The 18,546-nt window shown below is 45.2% G+C and carries 19 protein-coding genes; 10 read left to right on the top strand and 9 right to left on the bottom strand.

From position 1 onward, the window contains the following. Positions 1–195: 195 nt before the first annotated feature. From GKZ89_RS21540 to GKZ89_RS20365, 4 genes are all read left to right on the top strand, one after another. The gene (locus GKZ89_RS21540; RefSeq protein WP_338324955.1) at positions 196–429 is read left to right on the top strand and encodes a VOC family protein; all 234 of its coding nucleotides are present in this window, start codon (positions 196–198) and stop codon (positions 427–429) included. Continuing rightward, the gene (locus GKZ89_RS20375; protein WP_488225887.1) at positions 423–743 is read left to right on the top strand and encodes a P-loop nucleotide/nucleoside kinase family protein; all 321 of its coding nucleotides are present in this window, start codon (positions 423–425) and stop codon (positions 741–743) included. Before GKZ89_RS21540 ends, GKZ89_RS20375 begins: the two co-directional genes overlap by 7 nt. A 123-nt stretch (positions 744–866) precedes the next feature. Continuing rightward, the gene (locus GKZ89_RS20370) at positions 867–1,532 is read left to right on the top strand and encodes a type 1 glutamine amidotransferase domain-containing protein (RefSeq protein WP_155114246.1); all 666 of its coding nucleotides are present in this window, start codon (positions 867–869) and stop codon (positions 1,530–1,532) included. Between the two features lie 106 nt (positions 1,533–1,638). After that, on the top strand, positions 1,639–3,393 hold the full coding sequence (locus GKZ89_RS20365) for a M3 family oligoendopeptidase (protein ID WP_155114245.1): 1,755 nt from the start codon (positions 1,639–1,641) through the stop codon (positions 3,391–3,393). A 48-nt stretch (positions 3,394–3,441) separates the two neighbouring features. On the opposite strand, the gene hmpA is transcribed toward GKZ89_RS20365, so the two are convergent. Next, on the bottom strand, positions 3,442–4,617 hold the full coding sequence (gene hmpA / locus GKZ89_RS20360) for an NO-inducible flavohemoprotein (RefSeq protein WP_155114244.1): 1,176 nt from the start codon (positions 4,615–4,617) through the stop codon (positions 3,442–3,444). Positions 4,618–4,849: 232 nt separating this feature from the next. Between hmpA and GKZ89_RS20355 the strand changes: the two genes are divergently transcribed. From GKZ89_RS20355 to GKZ89_RS20345, 3 genes are all read left to right on the top strand, one after another. Next, on the top strand, positions 4,850–6,703 hold the full coding sequence (locus GKZ89_RS20355) for an FtsX-like permease family protein (protein ID WP_155114243.1): 1,854 nt from the start codon (positions 4,850–4,852) through the stop codon (positions 6,701–6,703). A 13-nt stretch (positions 6,704–6,716) separates the two neighbouring features. After that, on the top strand, positions 6,717–7,469 hold the full coding sequence (locus GKZ89_RS20350) for an ABC transporter ATP-binding protein (RefSeq protein ID WP_155114242.1): 753 nt from the start codon (positions 6,717–6,719) through the stop codon (positions 7,467–7,469). Between the two features lie 127 nt (positions 7,470–7,596). Continuing rightward, entirely contained in the window at positions 7,597–8,580 is a 984-nt protein-coding gene (locus GKZ89_RS20345; RefSeq protein ID WP_241680337.1) for an alpha/beta fold hydrolase, read from the top strand. 239 nt (positions 8,581–8,819) lie between these two features. On the opposite strand, the gene GKZ89_RS20340 is transcribed toward GKZ89_RS20345, so the two are convergent. The 3 genes from GKZ89_RS20340 to GKZ89_RS20330 form a co-directional block, all read right to left on the bottom strand. Further along, complete coding sequence (locus tag GKZ89_RS20340) at positions 8,820–10,091, bottom strand: FtsW/RodA/SpoVE family cell cycle protein (RefSeq protein ID WP_155114241.1); 1,272 nt, start codon at positions 10,089–10,091, stop codon at positions 8,820–8,822. After that, positions 10,082–10,426 (bottom strand): PadR family transcriptional regulator, encoded by a 345-nt coding sequence (locus GKZ89_RS20335; protein WP_155114240.1) that lies wholly within the window; start codon positions 10,424–10,426, stop codon positions 10,082–10,084. The genes GKZ89_RS20340 and GKZ89_RS20335 overlap by 10 nt, the downstream gene beginning before the upstream one ends. 222 nt (positions 10,427–10,648) lie before the next feature. Further along, positions 10,649–11,890 (bottom strand): right-handed parallel beta-helix repeat-containing protein, encoded by a 1,242-nt coding sequence (locus tag GKZ89_RS20330; RefSeq protein ID WP_162357151.1) that lies wholly within the window; start codon positions 11,888–11,890, stop codon positions 10,649–10,651. 185 nt (positions 11,891–12,075) lie between these two features. Between GKZ89_RS20330 and GKZ89_RS20325 the strand changes: the two genes are divergently transcribed. From GKZ89_RS20325 to GKZ89_RS20315, 3 genes are read left to right on the top strand one after another with little or no spacing between them, the layout of a single operon-like run. Continuing rightward, positions 12,076–12,627, top strand: a complete 552-nt coding sequence (locus GKZ89_RS20325; protein ID WP_155114238.1) for a DICT sensory domain-containing protein — start codon at positions 12,076–12,078, stop codon at positions 12,625–12,627. A gap of 6 nt (positions 12,628–12,633) precedes the next feature. Continuing rightward, on the top strand, positions 12,634–13,230 hold the full coding sequence (locus tag GKZ89_RS20320; RefSeq protein WP_241680336.1) for an ECF transporter S component: 597 nt from the start codon (positions 12,634–12,636) through the stop codon (positions 13,228–13,230). Continuing rightward, complete coding sequence (locus tag GKZ89_RS20315; RefSeq protein WP_155114237.1) at positions 13,227–14,408, top strand: methyl-accepting chemotaxis protein; 1,182 nt, start codon at positions 13,227–13,229, stop codon at positions 14,406–14,408. Before GKZ89_RS20320 ends, GKZ89_RS20315 begins: the two co-directional genes overlap by 4 nt. A gap of 36 nt (positions 14,409–14,444) precedes the next feature. Here the strand turns inward: GKZ89_RS20315 and GKZ89_RS20310 are convergent, their stop codons facing one another. The 5 genes from GKZ89_RS20310 to GKZ89_RS21105 all read right to left on the bottom strand — a co-directional run. Then, a complete protein-coding gene (locus GKZ89_RS20310) occupies positions 14,445–14,714 on the bottom strand; it encodes an excalibur calcium-binding domain-containing protein (protein ID WP_155114236.1) in 270 nt (89 codons plus the stop codon). A gap of 114 nt (positions 14,715–14,828) precedes the next feature. Continuing rightward, a complete protein-coding gene (locus GKZ89_RS20305) occupies positions 14,829–16,160 on the bottom strand; it encodes an FAD-dependent oxidoreductase (RefSeq protein ID WP_155114235.1) in 1,332 nt (443 codons plus the stop codon). Positions 16,161–16,589: 429 nt separating this feature from the next. Then, entirely contained in the window at positions 16,590–16,946 is a 357-nt protein-coding gene (locus GKZ89_RS20300; RefSeq protein WP_155114234.1) for a DUF948 domain-containing protein, read from the bottom strand. Between the two features lie 57 nt (positions 16,947–17,003). Next, on the bottom strand, positions 17,004–18,239 hold the full coding sequence (locus GKZ89_RS20295) for an MDR family MFS transporter (protein WP_155114233.1): 1,236 nt from the start codon (positions 18,237–18,239) through the stop codon (positions 17,004–17,006). Between the two features lie 82 nt (positions 18,240–18,321). Continuing rightward, positions 18,322–18,546 (bottom strand): hypothetical protein (locus tag GKZ89_RS21105; RefSeq protein WP_206672161.1); only part of this gene is annotated, 225 nt, incomplete at its 5' end.

Raw genomic sequence — 18,546 nt, 5'->3', positions numbered from 1 at the left:
CGCGAGCCAAAACATTTTGACCGAAACCTTGAGGCTTCTAACCGCAGGGACTGCGGGGATCGCCTAATCAATAACGGTCGGTTACGCCCGTGTTCTTAGGAATCCCCTACTTCAAATTTCTGCAAGGAAATTATGTGGGGGTAGTTCAAGTGCATCGACAATATTCATGAAATCCGTCATTCTTTTACACCGGCTTTGTCGTTTTTTGTTTCTTGTGGAACAGGAAATGAATTGGAAGGAGTGTTTGGGAAGCTTTCTGAAGGAGGCAAGGTTCTGATGCCACTTGCCCCCGGGCCGTTCAGCTACATGTTCGGCTGGGTAGAGGACCGGTACGGGGTTTCCTCTTCAGGCTTTCGATTGATGAAGAGATCTGGGCCCAACACGGAAAGTACGGCATTGACTTTTCTCCCGAAGAGTATGAGGTGCTGAAGTGCGAAGCAGAGAATAAACTCCGTGAGCTCATGATTGAAAGAATCAAAACTGGCCAATCCGTTGTCATTGATTTCAGCTTTTGGCGGCGGGCCAAAAGGGTGCTCTACAAACGGCTGATCGAGGAAGCAGGCGGGGAGTGGAGGCTCCTTTATTTAAAAGTGCCCCCGGATGAGTTGAGGAGGCGCCTGGCCATCCACAGCAAGCGCTCCGATGCAAATGCCGCTTTTCCAATCACTGAAGCCATTCTTACGGCCTATCTGGAAGGATTTGAAGAGCCGGATGGAGAAGGAGAGACCGTGATTGAGCCTTAAAAACGGATTCATAAATATCTTTATATGTCCGCTCCGATTTTCTAATTTGTAGGATGGACACGAAGAGAGTAGAATAAAGCCTGTAAGACAAATCCAACAATCATCATGAGGAGGAAACTTATCATGGCAAAACATATACTAATGGTTTTAACAACAGCCGACAAAATGGCGGAAGGTCACAGCACAGGCTTGTGGCTGTCTGAGTTCGGAGAAGCTTATATCGAATTCAAGAAGCAGGGTTACGACATCACCGTTGCAAGCCCGCTTGGAAAAAAGGTGCCGGTGGACGAGCGCAGCCTTGAAGGCGGCGAAACTCCTCAGGAAATCCTGGATACTGCCAAGCATCTTGAAGACACTATGAAGCTTGAGGACATTGAGGATCTGTCAGTATTTGACGCGGTCTTCCTTCCAGGCGGACACGGAACCATGTTCGACCTGCCGGACAATGTGAAGCTTCACGAAATCATCCGCAGCCTTTACGAAGCTGACAAAGTTGTCGCGGCTGTCTGCCACGGACCTGCAGGTCTTACCGGCGTAACACTATCTGACGGAACGCCGCTTGTGGCTGGCAAGACCGTTACTGCGTTCACAGATGAAGAAGAAAGGGAAACGACACTGGACCGCTTCATGCCGTTCCTGCTTGAATCCCGTCTTCGTGAACTGGGAGCAAACGTTACGACAGCAGCCAATTGGACAGATCATATCGAAGAAGACGGTAACCTGATTACAGGCCAGAACCCGCAGTCTACGATTAGTGTAGCAAAAGCGGTTGTGCAAAAATTAGGATAAACCTATTGGGCCCCCTGCATAGAATGCAGGGGGCTTTACTAATATCGTTTTCTTCCTGGGACCCTTCATATAAGATGGAAATAGATGGACGAAGGGGGATGGAGTAATGAAAGAAACAATAGGGATGAAATGGGACATTCAGTCCTTGTACAGTACAGAGGAATTCACTGTTAAGATTGAAACGGTTGAAAAGAAGTTAGATCTGCTATTGCAAGAAGGGATTCACAAACCTCTGGACAAGCATCTGCTGGAAGAGATTCAGTTCGTTCTGATGGAATTTGAGGAGGCAGATGATTTTTCCTATTGTCTGTACTCAGAGGATCTGGAGAATCAAAGCGCAGCCGTTCTGCTGGAAGCTGTGGAAAGATTGAAACCAAAAACCGGCCTCCTTAAAGATGCATTAACGAGTAAAATTGGGGAAGTGGCGGATGATGAATGGAGTGCCTTTCGGCAGGAACAGCACACGAAGCAATGGCTGTTTTTGGATGAAATAAGAGCACAATCCAAGCATTTACTGCCGGAAAAAGAAGAGGTCATCAAAAGGCTTTCCCTTGATGGATTTAATGGGTGGAATCACCATCATGCCCTGCTCATGTCCAAACTGAGAATCCATACAGATTCGTTCGAAAAACCTTTATCTATTGGACAGGCACAGGTACAGGCCATGTTTTCGGATGTTCGGTCGGTCCGGCAGCAAACGGGAAGAGCCATTATGGAAGAGTGCGAAAAACAGGCAGACGTGTTTGCCTCTGTGTGGAATCATTTGGCCGGCTTCCGGCTTGAACGATACAACATTCGGGGGGAGAAAAACCTGTTAAGTGAGATGCTAGTACAGAACCGCATGGAGAATGCTTCTCTGCATGCCATGATGAGGGTGCTGGATATGAACAGAGATCACATTAAGCGGTTTTTTAAACGAAAGGCACAGATGAGCGGCCTAGAGCAGCTCGCATGGTACGACCTTCATGCCCCTAGTGTACAAGCCAAGTCACAATTTTCTTTTGAACAGGCTGCAGAATTCATACATAAACAATTCAGTTCCTTTAGTAAAAGTCTGGGAGATTTCGCAGAACATGCTTTCTCAGAAGGGTGGATAGAGGCAGAAAACAGGAGTGGAAAAAGGGGCGGCGGCTTTTGCGCTTCCTTGCCTGTTTCCAAACAAAGCCGAATATTTCTTACGTATGGAGAAACGTATCAGGACACCGTGATTCTGGCACACGAGTTAGGTCATGCCTATCATAATTTTATGCTGCATCGGGAGCCTTTTTTTGCTCAAATAAAAGGGACCAGTTCAGCAGAAACCGCTTCAACCTTTATGGAAAATCTTGTTTTGGATGCTGCGATACGTGAAGCGGACGACCTGGAAGAAAAACTCGCTCTTCTTGAATTTAAAATAATGAATGCTGTCAAATATATAGCTGCAGTTCCGGCTGTTTTTAAAATGGAGCAGGCCTTTTATGAAAAAAGGAAACTTGGCTGGGTTTCAGCAGATGAACTATCAGAGATGACACTTGCTTTTAATCAAGAAGTATATGGAGAAATCGTGAGTGAAAAGAATCCGTACCAATGGATGACCATTCCCCATTCCTTCAATACAGAGATCCCGTTTTATAATATCCCCTACACGATTGGGTATCTTTTCAGCAACGGAATCTATGAAGAATACAAGCAAAAGGGATCACAGTTCATCCCGGTATATGATGAACTTCTCGGCTGTTCAGGCAGTATGACGATGGAGACGATGGCGTCAGAATATCTATCCGCAGATCTTTCCAAAGAACCATTTTGGGAGAATGCCATTCAGCCAGTGGTTCGCGCGATTGATGAATACATGGAATTGACAGAAGGATCTTTCATCTAAATAAGAAAAAGGCTCATCCATTACAAGAATGGCTGAGCCTTTTGTTTTTTATACGGCCTCGCCAGCCTCTACAGGTACGGCAGGCCCAAAGAATTCATGGTGAATCCGGTCTTCAGGGATGCCGAGTATTTCTAAAGCACGAATCATGGCCGCCATAAACGGGACGGGCCCGCATAGATAATAGTCCCCTTTATCCGTTTTAAGAATCTGCTTCAGCATGCTATCGGTAATTCTTCCCTGTGTATTCCCGTAAAACACATCTATGGATCCGTTCGGAAGCTGGTCGATCAGCGAGTCTGTTTCCTCCCTGAATGCATGAACTTCCTCACTCCGCGCACTATGAATCCAATGAATTTGCCGCTGGGAACCTGCCAGCGAATTCAGCATCCCCACCAAAGGCGTCACTCCAACCCCACCGCTAATAAACGTAACCGGTGCATCCGATTTTTCATCGAGAACAAATTCTCCTGCCGGCGCACTGGCTTCTATGCAATCTCCTATATTTAAATCCCGGTGAAGATGAGCGGAAACGACTCCATGCTCTTCCCGTTTTACCGAAATCCGAAGCTGACTGCTGCCGGGTGCATTGGAAAGGCTGTACTGGCGGTGGTGCCAGATCGCTTCTCCTGCCGGTTTCACTTTAATGGTGATGTATTGGCCTGGCTGAAATGCAGGCAGATTCTCATTTGGAAGGGCAGGGGTTAAGTAAAAGGAAGTGATTTCGGAACTCTCTTTCACTTTGTTTGCGATCCGGAGAGGAATGAAGCCTTTCCATCCGCCAACCCCGCCTTCAGCCTGCTCGTATAAAGCCGCTTCTTCCTGGATAAATACATCCGCAATCACGCCGTATGCTTCCTGCCAGGCTGCAAGGACTTCTTCATTTGCGCCGGACCCGAGCACTTCCCGCATTGCCTTCAGCAGGTACTCTCCGACAATCGGATAATGTTCTTTTTGGACGCCGAGGCTGCGGTGCTTATGGGCGATCTGTCTGACGGCAGGGAGGAGGGCATCCAATTGTCTGATATTGGCTGCTGCAGCGATCAGCGTCTGGGCAAGCGCTTTCTGCTGCCGGCCCTCCTTTTGATTGGATTGATTGAATAGATTCAGCAGTTCAGGGTGATCCCGGAACAGGTTTTGATAAAAGACCGTTGTAATGGTTTCGCCGTGCCGTGCAAGTACGGGTACAGTCGATTGAATGAGGGAAACCGTTTTTTCACTTAACATTCGTATACACTCCCGTTTAAATAAGTATTTTTAATACATCTTTATAATAGCAAGGGGAGGTTTAAAAGATTTATTTTAAATACACCTTTAAAAAAACAGACAAAAAGCCGTGGCGATTCCGTGAAAATTCTTCCAGAAACAAGTTGACAAAATAATCCGGATGCCATAATGTATTAAATGTACTAGTTGTAATAATACACTTAGTAAAAACAATGTGCTGGGAGTGTTGGTTGTGACCTTTCGGAAGCTTGCGCTGAACAATGTCCTCCGCAACTGGAGAACGTATGCCGCGTATTTTCTAAGCAGTGCTTTCTCTGTTTTTGTGTTTTTTATGTATGCTGTGTTTGCTTTCCATCCGTACCTGACAGCTGAGAAGCTGAAGAGTGCATCAAGCGGGCTGCATTTTGCCGAGTCCATTATTTACGTGTTCACGTTTTTCTTCATTCTTTACTCAATGGGGACGTTTCTAAAAACGAGGAAAAAGGAATTTGGTCTGCTGATTATGCATGGAATGACACGGCTGCAGCTGCGGAAGCTTGTTTTTCTGGAGAACATGGTCATTGGGTTCTCATCTATTCTGCTTGGAATTGCAGCCGGTTTTTTTGCCTCAAAAGGCTTTCTTGCTTTAGGATCACGGGTCATCGGAATGGAACCGGCACTTCCTTTTTACTTTCCGCAAAAAGCGATTCTCCTTACCCATACTGCATTTGCTCTTCTATTCTTCGTCATATCCCTGTTTACAGCGGCTGTATTGAGAGGGAACAAGCTCATCGATTTGCTGACAGGCACGGAAAAACCGCGGCCCGAGCCGAAAGCATCACCATTCAGGGCACTGCTTGCAGTGGTCCTGCTCGTGTTAGGGTATGCCGGTGCGATTGCTGCTAAAGGAATGATGGTTGTCACAGCGATGATTCCGGTTACGGTCATTGTAGTCATCGGAACGTACTTCCTTTTCACACAGCTCAGTGTCTGGATCCTTTCGCGGCTGAAAAAGAACGAGCGCTTTTTCCTGAACCGGACGAACATCGTGACCTTTTCCGATCTTTCCTACCGGATGAAGGACAATGCGAGGATGTTCTTTATCATCACCATCGTTTCCACTGTGGCGTTTGCAGCGATCGGCAGTCTTGCGGGATTCCGGTCACTGATGCTGAACTCAGCGAATAAGCAGGAGCCTTATACTTACGTCTATCAATCTGCACCCTCCAACAAGAAAAAAGAGGAGCACATTCAAAAGATTGAGAGCGGACTAAGCGGATATGAGAGATTAGAAGTTTCCTATAAAAAACAGGAAACATACACCTTAATGAGTACCACAGATTACAACAAGGCGGCGGAGCTGTGGAAAGAGCCTAAGCTTTCGCTAAAAGACGGGGAGACCGCCATCATGCCTGAGGACCTTTTGTATCCAAGGGAATTCCACCCGGAAGAACATAAAAAGGCGGTTACCGTAAATGGTGAAAAGGCTGTACCTAAAGTATTGGACCGGCTGATTTTTTCAAGTTCTTTGTTCAGCGGGGATCTCATCATTCTCACCGATCAGGAATATCAGAAGGTGAAGGGGGAAAGCCGTTCCTATACGGCCTACCGGACTGCCAAGCCAACTGAAACGCTGAAGGCCGCAAAAGCGCTCGATCAAGAGATCCGTGACCCGGAGGATGCATCCTTCCTGTTTACCTCTTCTGCACTGATGGTTGACTCAATGGCCCAATCCATAAACATCTTTTTATTCGTCGGACTGTTTATTGGCTTTGTTTTCTTCGCGGCGGCAGGAAGCTTCCTGTATTTCCGCATCTACTCAGACTTTGAAGATGATGTGAAAAAATATCAGGCCATCGCGAGGATCGGACTGACCGGAAAAGAGTTAAAGCGGATCATCACTATTCAAATGGGGCTGCTGTTCTTCGTTCCGGCCGGTACGGCTGCCGTTCATGGCTTCGTCGCGCTCATCGCCCTCGGCAATATGTTTGAAGCGAGAATTTGGATGGAGATCGCGGCTGTACTCGGAGGCTTTATCGTGATTCAGCTCATCTATTTTCTTGTCATCCGTGCAGGCTATGTCAAAAAAATCAGGCAAGCGATCTAAAGGAGGAGTAATCATGCTGGAAGTGAAAAATGTTTCGAAGGTTTATGAAGGAAAAGTATCATACCGTGCTTTATCAAAAATTAATCTTTCCATAAAACCGGGAGAGTTTGTCGGTGTGATGGGCCCGTCCGGAAGCGGGAAAACGACGCTGCTCAATATGGTCTCTACGATTGATGTACCTTCTTCAGGTGAGATTTTGATTGACGGCAAAAATCCAAGCGGATTGTCTGCTAAAGAACTCGCCCTGTTCCGCAGAAGGGAGCTCGGCTTTATTTTCCAGCATTTCAACCTGCTGCCGACCCTGACCGTTAAAGAAAACATCGTGCTGAGTATGACACTCGACGGCATCCGGGTTAAAGAGATGAATGAAAAAGCAGAGCAGATTGCTGAAAAGCTCGGAATCTCCTCTATTTTAGACAAACGGACGTACGAGATTTCCGGAGGGCAGGCCCAGCGGACGGCCATTGCACGGGCGATCATCTATCAGCCGAAGCTGATCCTCGCGGATGAGCCGACAGGGAACCTGGATTCCAAATCCGCGAAAGATGTCCTCGGGATTCTTGAAACCATTAACAGGGAGGCCCGGGCCACCATGATGATGGTTACCCATGACGCCTTCGCTGCAAGCCATTGCGACAGAGTGATTTTTATTAAAGACGGCAAGCTCCATAATGAACTCACAAAAGGAGAAGGCAAGGAGCCATTTTATAAAAAAATCATGAAAGTGCTCGCTCAGTTTGAAGAAGCTGCCGCAGCCAGTTTTTAAACCGCCTGGGAGGGCGGTTTGTGTTTTGACCTAGAGACTTAACTAAATTTACTGCTATGGATTATTTCTCTAAGTTTATACGCAAGAGATGGTAGAAAAAAGAAAGAAAGAAGGTCATAGGTAAGGAATGAAAAAAACTAAAAAAATTAAGATTTGGAAAGTTTTAAGAAACGTAATATTTTCAATACTGGCATTATTTGTTGTTTGGATTGTTTTCAGTAATGTTATGACAGCCTATGAGCAAAAAAAATACCAACCAATAGGAGAATTAGTCGAAGTTGATGGTAAAGAAATGCACATTTATATTAAGGGCGATGGTAAAGAGACATTTGTTTTATTAAGTGGGCTTGGAACAGCAGCACCAGCAATGGATTTTGAACCATTAATAAATGAATTGGCAAAAAATAATAAGGTTGTAGTGGTAGAACCGTTTGGATATGGATGGAGCGATATAACCCCAAAAGAACGAACGGTTGAAAACATTGTAGAAGAAATAAGAATAGCTCTAAAAAAGTCAGATATAAAAGGACCATATATTTTGATGCCTCATTCAATATCTGGAATTTATAGTATGTATTTTGCTAACACTTACCGCGAAGAAGTTAAAGGCATCATAGGAATCGACTCGACGTTACCACAAGCATTAGATTATTTTGGTGAAGATGCACCTAAAATGCCCAAGTATTTAAGTTTTCTGGCACCTATTGGAATTACAAGGTTAGCATTATATATTACCCCTGATGATTTTTTACCTATTGCTGATAAAGGGACATATTCAGAAAAAAATTTAAAAACGACCAAGGCACTGTCTACTTGGAAGGGCTACAACAAGAACGTTGTTGCTGAAGCCAATGAGCTAAAAGAGAATATTGATAAAACCGTTGATATGAAGTTTCCATCGAATGTTCCTACCTTATTCTTTACAACAAAAAAAGAAAAAGTAACGGAAGATAGAAAGAACAAAATGTCTTTTTATAAGACACAATTAACGGATAAACCAGGTAGTAAAGTTGTGGGTTTAGAAGGCCATCACTATTTACATTGGACAAGTTATAAAATAATGACTGCAGAAATTAATAAATTTACCAATTTATTCTCTGGTGAGCAATAACGGTTCAATCAGGGGCTTTAATTCAAGTAGGATAAACGCATATTTCACGAATTTATTAAAAGATGCAGCAGGTTCGTGTAAGAAGGTAATTAAAGACCGCAACGGTAAGAACGGTTTGAGAATAAAGGATTTGGCACTTTTTACCGCTAAAGTAGTCCATTAAAAAATCTCAGACTGGCAAGTAGTCTGAGATTTTTAGTAATGGCTTCTTGCAGCATGAAATCCATTATGGATGGCTTCTAATTACCTTGAGGACCGTGAGTCAAGGAAACTGACTTCTTGCTTTTTCGCCTTCTATATATGCTTAGAATCAGTCCTGCGGATATCATCTCCAGCAATAAATGTGAACCTCCATAACTCATGAATGGAACGGGTACACCAGTCAGTGGAGATAAACCGAGATTAGTCAGTAGGCTTAGTATAAACTGAGCTGAAAAGACTCCTGCTAATCCTGTAATTAGCAATTTTCCATAAGGAGAATTCACACTTTTGGCGGTAATCGATATTCTATAAATGAAAAATATAACCAGAGCTAAAGCCGTGATTGCGGCTAGCCACCCAAACGAATAGATGATGTACGTCAAGATAAAATCTGTATGAACCTCAGAAATGAAGCTTGGGGTCACCTGAAGGGCACTTCCTATAAAATAAGCTTCACCTATTTTAAGATCAGTATAGGAGCTTACTATGGAGTATCTATGAGAAAGAAACAACAGATTCCAAGTGGGCCATATAGCAGCAACAACTGCGAATGTTATAGTTTGCTTAAGGCTTGACCTTGACGTATGCATGATTGCAGCACATACAATGATGCTAATAATAGTAGCTGCGAAGGCTCCTGTAGTCCCTATTAATAAAATTGGCATTGACATAATCCCTATTCCAAGCCAAGACTTTCGATTATCTTTCCAATCCCAGGAATGAAATATTCCAGCAAAGGCAATGACCAAAAGGAATGGAGTGATTTCGGTGAAATTAACATGGGCAAATCCTACATTTAAAAATGGCACATCATCAACTCTAACACCAATGAGAACGGTCAATAAAAGTATGAAGATTGTTGCTGCATAGAAGTACTTGGAGTATTTCATCAATATTCTGTAATCAAACATAAATATGCTTAGCATGAGCGCGACACCCAATAAGTAGAAGCCAAGACTTTTATCGAAAACTTTCAGTTCTTGAAGCTCTGTAAAAGACGAATGGAATTGCAAATAATACATGACCAGTAGCCCAAATAAAGAAACTGTCAGCACGGGCAGCAAGGTTTTCACATCCATTGGGGCTTTGTGTGTTTTGTTAAGCTGCTTTCCCAAAACACCTGCATCTCCCATACGTGCTAATGCTTGATCTATAGCCTCTTCTTCTGAAAGTCCTGTACTCATGGCCTCCTCTTTAAGAGTATGAAGGTGATCGTTAATTTCCATTGTTATATGGGCATGTACCTCCTTATTTTTTATCCGTTTACACAAATCTCTAATATACATTTCAAACTTATTATCTAATCCCATATGATTTTCTCCCCACTTAAAACTTCGTCAACAGCATTCTTGAAAACGGACCACTCTTCTTTTTTTTCTTGAATAAATTCTTTGCCCTGGTTATTAATCTTGTAATATTTCCTCTTTCTCTTTCCTGTCCCCTCGCCCCAGTAAGATACAATTAATTTTTTTTCCTCAAGGCTGTGAAGGATAGGATAGATCGTGCCTTCCTTAAAACTAAAAATTCCATTAGACTTTGAATCCAGTTCTTTGATAATTTCATAGCCATACATTGGTTTAGAATGAAGCAAACTCAAAATAAGAGTTGTGGTACTCCCCTTAAGCAATTCTTTGCTTATCTTCATAAACAGTTCACCTTCCAAATGCATAGTAAATCTATGCATATTTATTCTATGTATAATTTATGATATAAATGAATACCTGTCAATATGAGTCCGCCCCTTATTTGAACAGTCGAGGGCATCCCGGTCTTGCAAGTGTGCCAGCGGAGGCCCGAAGCGCCAGGGCACCCTTTATCAAAACTTGAGATTACAAAAACCCCCGGGATAGCATTCCCCGGGGGTTTCCTACTCTTCAGCGAGTTCCGCTGCTTTCTTCTTCAACGCCTTGTTCTGATAGTCTTTCACATTGATCGGCCGGTTATTGGAAGCAGTGATTTTCGTGCTGTTCCGATCCGCAAAGATTCCGTAGCGCCCGTTAGCCAGTGTATTATTGGCAACGGTGATGTTGGAGGAATCCCCTTTACGGTCCGCTGTAATGTATACCACAGAGGAGTCGGCATAGTTGCCCTTCCGGCCGTTTTCGATATAGTTGGATTCAATTAAGATATTGCTGGCATTCGACACATCAATGATCCGGCCGTAATCTCCCGAGCCGCTGATGGAATTCTGCTTGATGGAGACATCATCGGCATAGACGGAAACGGCAGCCCACATATCGTATTTATGCGGATCATAATACGTCGTGTAATGGTTGTTTTTCCGGAAGCTGTTGTAAATGGTGTTCTTCTGGATGACAGCTCCCGGAGACTGAATTTTAATCGCCCGTTTATGGACATTTGTAAACGTGTTCGCTGTAACGGTCAGGCCTACATTCCCTTTAAACCCCTGCACGACAATGCCGTCTCCGTCATCCTTCGGACCGATTCCTGAAAAAGAGGTGTTGGATACTGTAACATTTTTGGCGGTGGTCTGTTCTTTGGAGGCCGGGCTGATCAGAACGCCCCTGGAAACATGGTGCTCCCAGCCCTTTATGGGATTCCGCGCCATCACGTTATTGATTCTGCTTTGATCAAGTGTTGTATGATTTGTGCTGCCTTCCACCCTGAATGCAGCTACAGTCTGACGGGAAAGCTCGGAATTCTCCGGCTGATTGAAATTTTGCAGGATGCTTTTTGAAACATGGGTATGAGAGGATCCTGCTTCTACAGTAATTCCTTTAAGCGTTCTGCTTTTTCCATCCACTGTCAAGTCATGGATATGAACATGATCTCCATTTACCCGGATAACGGAATCAAGGCCTGATCCGGAAAAAATAGAAGCCCCTTCACTGTAGACTTCGGTCTGTTCCTTCACCTTTAATGCCTGGCTGATTTTATAGTTTCCTTTCGGGAGGTAAACCTTTTTATAGGAGCCTTCATCAAGGGCTTTCTGAATCGCTTCTGTGTCATCGGTCTTTCCGTTTCCTTCTGCACCATATTCTTTCACGTTCAGGATATCGGACTTTTTCTCCTCATCTTTTTGAAGCACAGTAAAAATTAGAAACAGAACGGCTGCGGCAAGCAGAATAAGCCCGGCATTCTTCTTCAAAATGAAGCCCTCCCTTCCAAACATGGCACTTCCACTCTACATCATTCCCAAGTGGAAAAAAAGAAAACTTGGACTCAAATCAGCGTATGGGCAAAAAGGCAAATTTTTTTGTGGAAAAGAAGTTTATAATTCTATTAGACCAGGTAAATAAGACTATAAAAACATATTTATGGGAGGAATACAGAATGAACCTGCAAAATTTGTCGCTGTTTCAAGAGTGCTTTGGTGAAGTTGGAGGCGAAGTGCAAAGATTAGAGAATGCTCCGCTCGCAAGATTGAATGCGCCTTCTTTAAAATACGAAACGAGTGTTCCACAGCTTGAATACATGTGTCTGATGATGGAAAATATGGTTCTGACTAAAAAGCTGAAAGGAAATGTTTATGCCGGTTTTCAAAAGTTCTCGCGTGCAGCAAACGTCCTTGACCGCTTTCAGGCAATGACCGAATTCTCAAATGTTACGATTTTTGGAGAAAATGATATGGCGATGAATCCAAATGACGGAATTCAATACATTGCCCTCCCGCCAGAAAGCGAGCTGATGAGAGAATGGTTTCTGATCATTGATACGCCGATGTTTAAATCTATGATGGTGGCATACGATCTCGAGGGTTTTGGTGTACATACAGTAGAAGAGGGGCGGAAATTCAAGGGGATTAAGACCTCCAGTCCGGCTGTCATCAGCAAAGCGGTTTCACTGCTGGAGCCGTATGTACCAAGCCCGCTCGCAGCAAGGTAAGCGGCGATGTCCAGGCTTCAGAAAATGACGACAGTCTCCATTTTGGCTTCCATCAGCATCCTGCTTTACTATTTTAAGATTCCGCTGCCGTTCTTTCCGCCGTTTCTGACACTCGATCTGAGCGATATTCCGTCCCTGATCGCTGCGATTGTAATGGGGCCGCTGGCAGGGATCGTGGTTCAGCTCGTCAAAAATGCCGTCGATTACCTTCTGCATGGAAGCTATGCGGGATTTCCGGTCGGACAGACAGCGAATTTTCTATCCGGCTCGCTTATGGCCGGGCTGATCGGTTCTTTTTATTACCTCCGCGGAAAAATCAGCTGGAGGAGCATCACAGCATCTGTCCTTCTGTTTACGGCAGCCATTTCCGCACTCAATTATTTTCTTATCCTTCCAGCGATCATGAATGCGCTCGGACTGACTGCCGAACAATACACGGCATCCTTTGCTGCTTTTAATTCTGCTGTGAAGGATTTGCCGACGGCCGTCTTATATATCATCGTTCCTTTTAATCTGATAAAAGTTTCCATCGTCTATGCAATCGGACTGCCTTTTACATTCAGGCTTCATACAATCCTGCAGAAGAGGAGGCTCGCACTATGAAAAACCGCCATCTGGCAAAGAGTGGCTCTATTGTGGCAGCCGTCCTGCTTCTGACCATCTACAGCTACTATGTTCCATCCCTTGCCGCTGCACTTGGAGGTGCTGCCATTGTATCTGCAGCTGTTCTGTTTGCGGGGCTTCGCAGCAAGACAGAGGTGCAGGCGGAGGCAGCGAAAGAGGCTCCTCCAGCTTTTCCGGTACAGGAAACGCTGGAAGAACTGCGTCACCTTGAAGCTCACGGCGCCCATCTCATTAGTATGAACGCTGAAGTATCCGGGTCTGCCGGACAGGTCGGATCCCAGCTGATGGATATGACGGCCGAAATCGGAAGCCAAAAGGAGATTATCCAGGCTTTCGGGGACCGGCTTGGCAAAATAAACGGAATGATTCAGAATCTGGATGCGGTCATTGAAGTTACGTCTGTTACGGCTTCGGATGTCACAGGCCTTTCAAAGACAGGGATGCAGAAGGCGTCTTCCTTCACCGAGCTGTTTGGAAGGATCATTGATATTACGGATGAATTCGATGCCTATAACCAGATGCTTATGAAAAAAATGAAGGAAGTAACAAAAGCATTAAGCGCCATTGATTATATTGCCAACCAGACTAATCTGCTTGCATTGAACGCTGCAATCGAAGCAGCAAGAGCCGGACAGCACGGAGCAGGGTTTGGAATAGTGGCTGATGAAATCCGCAAGCTGTCAGCCCAGGTAAAGGACAGCGCCGTTGCCATTGAAGGTATTGTGGATGATGTGCACAGAAGCATCTCCGCACAGGAGGAAGCGTTCGAACAAAACCAGGAAGTGCTGCAGGAAGGCCGGGAAAAGGGTACCGAGATGAACACGATTTTCAAAGACGTCCTTACCGCCGTTCATGGGCTTGCAGGCCAGGCAAACGAAATTAAAAGAGATTCAGCAGAGGTTGAAAAAGAAAATGAACAGCTGATCAGACGGATGAGCCGGATTATGGAGCTTGCTGAACAGCTGGCCATGCGTACAGAAGGATCCGCAGGCATGACAATGGAACAGCAATCCCTCCTCATGGAACTGGAAATGACGGCGTCCTCGATGGGGGACCATATTCAAGCGATCCAGACGAGAATCATGGAGCATGCCGGTACCGAAGAGAAGGTTTCATGGATCCGCCCGGCAGACATGAGAGAGAGAACCGCAGTATAAAAAAAGCCTCCCGGATCAGGGGAGGCTTTTTAGCTGTTATTTTTCACAGGCAATTAAATCTTTGTCACGGTCGCTTTTTTTGTTCGCATCATAAAGTGCTTTTGAAACAAAGGGCTTATATTTGGTTTTGCCGCCCTTGTTCTTTACTGAAGCTGCACGAGCAACCCCGCCTTTATACACTTTGTTCAGTTCTGTGCAGTTCTTAAATGTCTTTACTTTTACTGCAGCCTGAGCCGTTTCGACTCCTCCTGCAGAGATTCCAAAAGCCAGGCTGCATGCGGCTAGAAACGCAATTCCCTTTTTCATTGGTCTACTCTTCCCCTTTATGTTTCGTAATAACGAATCTATCATACTCCGGGGAAAGGGAATTTACTACATTTTTTTAAAGAAAAGTCAGTTTTTCAGTTCCGTTATTGCTTTTTACCCAATTGCCTGCAGTCCAGCCTGGTTCAAGAAGTTCCAAGGCTTATTGTAGTGGGGCTGGAAGAAGAAGTCGACAAAGCCGAGTTCATCAATGGTCATTTCGTTCTGAATGCAGACTGACAGAGTATTAACCGCTTGAGTCACGTCTGCCTCGGACATCACCTGGGCACCGACGATCCGGTTTGTCCCCTCCTCGTATACGACCTTTAGAAGGATCTCACTGTAGTCAGGCATAAATTCAGGTTTATCGTTTTCTTTGATTGTGATGCTTTTCACATTCATATTTAAATGAGAGGCCGCCGTCTCGGTTACGCCGGTTGAAGCGATGTTCAGATCATAAATCTTGATGCCGGAAGTCCCTTGAGTGCCCATATAACGGACCTTCGGCTCCATGATGTTTTTCGCGACAAGCGTACCCATGCGTACAGCATTGGTGGCAAGCGGAATATATGCCGGCTGCTTTGTCGGGTTGTAGCGGATCGCACAGCTGTCTCCGGCTGCGAAAATATCATGGTCACTTGTCCGCATGTATTCATCAACGATGATCGCCCCGTTAGGAAGCATATCCACTTCGCCTTTTAAGAGGCCGGTATTCGGTTTGAAACCGATGCAAAGAATGACCAGATCAGCTTCATACTCATTCTTTGAGGTAACCACTTTAGATACATGCCCATCAGTCCCTTCAAACCGCTGAACGGTCTGGCCGAGTGCAAGGTTGATTCCTTTTGACGTAAGGGTGTCTTCAATCACTTCTGTATATTCAGGATCCAGGTATTTGTTCAGAATCCGGTATTCTCCATCGATCAAGGTCACATTTTTTCCGTAATGCTCAAATGCTTCCACAAGTTCAATTCCGATGTATCCGGCGCCGACTACTGTAATGTTTTTCGCATCCTTGGATTTTTCAATAATCGTTTTCGCGTGTGCATAGTTTTTGCACAGCTGCACGTTGTTTAGATTGATTCCTTCAAGCGGCGGAATTACCGGCCAGGAGCCTGTTGTAACAACGAGTTTGTCATAGTGGTCCGTTTTTATATCACCGGTCCGCATATCCCGGACCGTTACTTTTTTTTCATGGCGGTCGATTTCCGTCACTTCATGCTTCAATTTCATCTGAATGCCTTGGTCTGCCAGCTGTTCAGGAGAAGAGTAGAACAAGCTTTCCGCTTTTTCAACCACTCCGCCAACATAAAGCGCAATTCCGCAGGAGAGAAAGGAGACATTATCATTCTTCTCATAAACGGTAATTTCCGCTTCAGGGAATTGCTTCTTCATATTCGAAACTGCTGCTGTCCCAGCATGAGTACATCCAATGACAATCACTTTCATTTGTAAAACCTCCTGGTATTGTGAATATTTTCACAAGTATATGTGAAGAGTTTCACATATGACTTACTTTTAGTATACTCTGTTTTATTTAGATTGCAACTTATTGTGAAGAGTTTCACAAAATGGTCAAACACTTATCATTCGTTCGTCTAGACGATGATCGGAAAACTTGGGAACTTAGAAGATCTTTGCGTTCGCAAATAAATCATCCTAAATCACAAATATATAAATTTTTTCGCAAATAAGCGTCCCGTTATCGCAGATAACCTGGGATTTTCGCAAATAAATGATCATAACCAATCTGGTGTACCGCCAATTAGCCGCCTTCTAGGGCAATAAACTGCCGTTCGCACGGATTTTATGACTTTAGACGAGTAAATGATACAAAAAGTTGATGGTCAATAGAAAAAAGCCGGTCAATCCGGCTCTTTACTTCAGCTTAATCTGCAGCGGCTTGCTTTCTTTCGCCTGGATGGTCTTCGGAGCGGGGACCGTCGCTCTTTTTACAGAATAGGTTACGTTCTGAAGCGCTTCTCCGACGTTATGGGCGGTCTCGATTAAAGGATCGACTGCTTTTATTTTCCCCCGTACATCATCCGTGATCTTGTTGGCGGTGTGAAGCAGCTCCTCCGCTTCCCCAGTAATCCCGTTCACAGCGCTTCTGGCATCAGAGAGAGTCTTCTTCGTTTCCGCGAGCGTATGCATGACCTTCCGGAGAGTCAAAATCAAGTAAGCAACGAGGATGGTGAACGCAACTGCGGCCACGGCAGCACTCCATTCCAGCATGTGGACCAGCTCCCTTCTTATATTTTCAGTCTATGAGAAGAGCGCCGGGGACATTCCTTAAGGCTGTACGGCTTTTTTCTCAGGAATCAAAATGGTTTTCTTCTGCCGGCTCAGCTTATGAACTTTATATAGAAGAGGGATGCCAAGGGCAGTTAAACAGGCAATGCCGCCGAACAGAAGCATCGGCTGAGTGGCGCCGAAGGAATCCAGCAGCAGTCCGCCCGCAAACGGTCCGGCCACATTTCCAAGCATCGTAAAGCCCATCGCTCCAAAATAAGAACCTTTCATTCCCGGCTGTGCAAGCTGATCAACAAACAGATCCGTCATGCTGAACATCAGGACTTCTCCGATTGTAAACACAATCACTAAGCCCAGAATTCCATAAAGCTCATTTGTCAGACTGAAGCCGAACAAGCTGAGGCATATAAGCACATTTCCTGCCAGGATCGAAAGAACAGGACTGTACTTTTTCCCAAACTGAACGAGCGGATATTGAATAAGGATCACGACTGCCGCATTTAAGGTGAGCATCAAGGCGAAAAACTGGGCCCCATTCTCCACCTGCGGCGACATGGCGAAGTACTGAGGCAGGGTGGAGGTTAACTGGGAGAAGCCGGCTACAGATAAAATAATGCCTGTCAGCCCAAGAAGGAAAACCGTGTCCTTTTTCAAAACACCGAAGGCTTCCTTTACAGTTACAATCTTCTTTGAGGCGGAAGGAGCGCCGATTTTATAAACAGCAAGCATATAAACGAGGCTAAGCCCGTACAGGAAGCTCACCCCGGCCGCATAATAGAATGCCGTCAGCGACGTCGAAGAACCAAGCTGCAGGCCGATGATCGGCCCGAAAACAACCCCGACATTAATCGCCGTATACCGGAGATTGAAGAGAACAAGCCGGTTTTTTTCCGCCGTTACATCCGAGAGAATCGCCCTCGAAGTCGGTTCGAAAACCGCCCGGCACAGGCCGTTCAGCGTATTGATGATAAAAAACATCCAGACGGCAGATGACTGGGCAAACCCTGCAAATACAAGACTCCAGGTGAAAATTGAAACAAGCAGCACCGGCTTCTGTCCGAAACGGTCAGACAAATACCCGCCGTAAAAACTTGCTGCAATCCCCACCAGCGAACTTGAAGCGATAATCGCGCCGGTCACCGATGCCGACACCTTCAGTTCACTCGTTAAATAGATGGCCAGAAACGGAATACTCATCGAGGTAGCCATTCTGCTGAACAGCGTCCCGATAATGATATTCCAGGCAACTGGATGAATCGTCCGTAAAGAATTCATGTAAAAAACTTCCTTTCTTAACCCTGACCTTATTCTATCTCAGCACACAGCTGCCGTCATCCATCGTTGGATGGAAATGGATTCATCGGATGGAAGGAGAGGAGCGGTTGTGAAGGATTAATGCGGAAGATCGGCGATCGGACAGGTTAACGGGCTCTACAGGTAAGGGCAACGGCCAGATTACTGAGCTGAACCGAAAATAAATGGGGCGAACGGCCAAATAAGTGCAGTGAATGGACAAATAAATTGGAACGGACAAATTACTGCGCTTAACGGACAAATAAAGGGGAGTAACGGCCAGAATCAC

Origin of the sequence: Metabacillus mangrovi, from assembly GCF_009711125.1 — a bacterium.
GTDB classification, from domain to species: domain Bacteria; phylum Bacillota; class Bacilli; order Bacillales; family Bacillaceae; genus Metabacillus_B; species Metabacillus_B mangrovi.
Note: the sequence above shows the minus strand (reverse complement) of the source record. Positions and strands in the feature narration are given on the sequence as shown.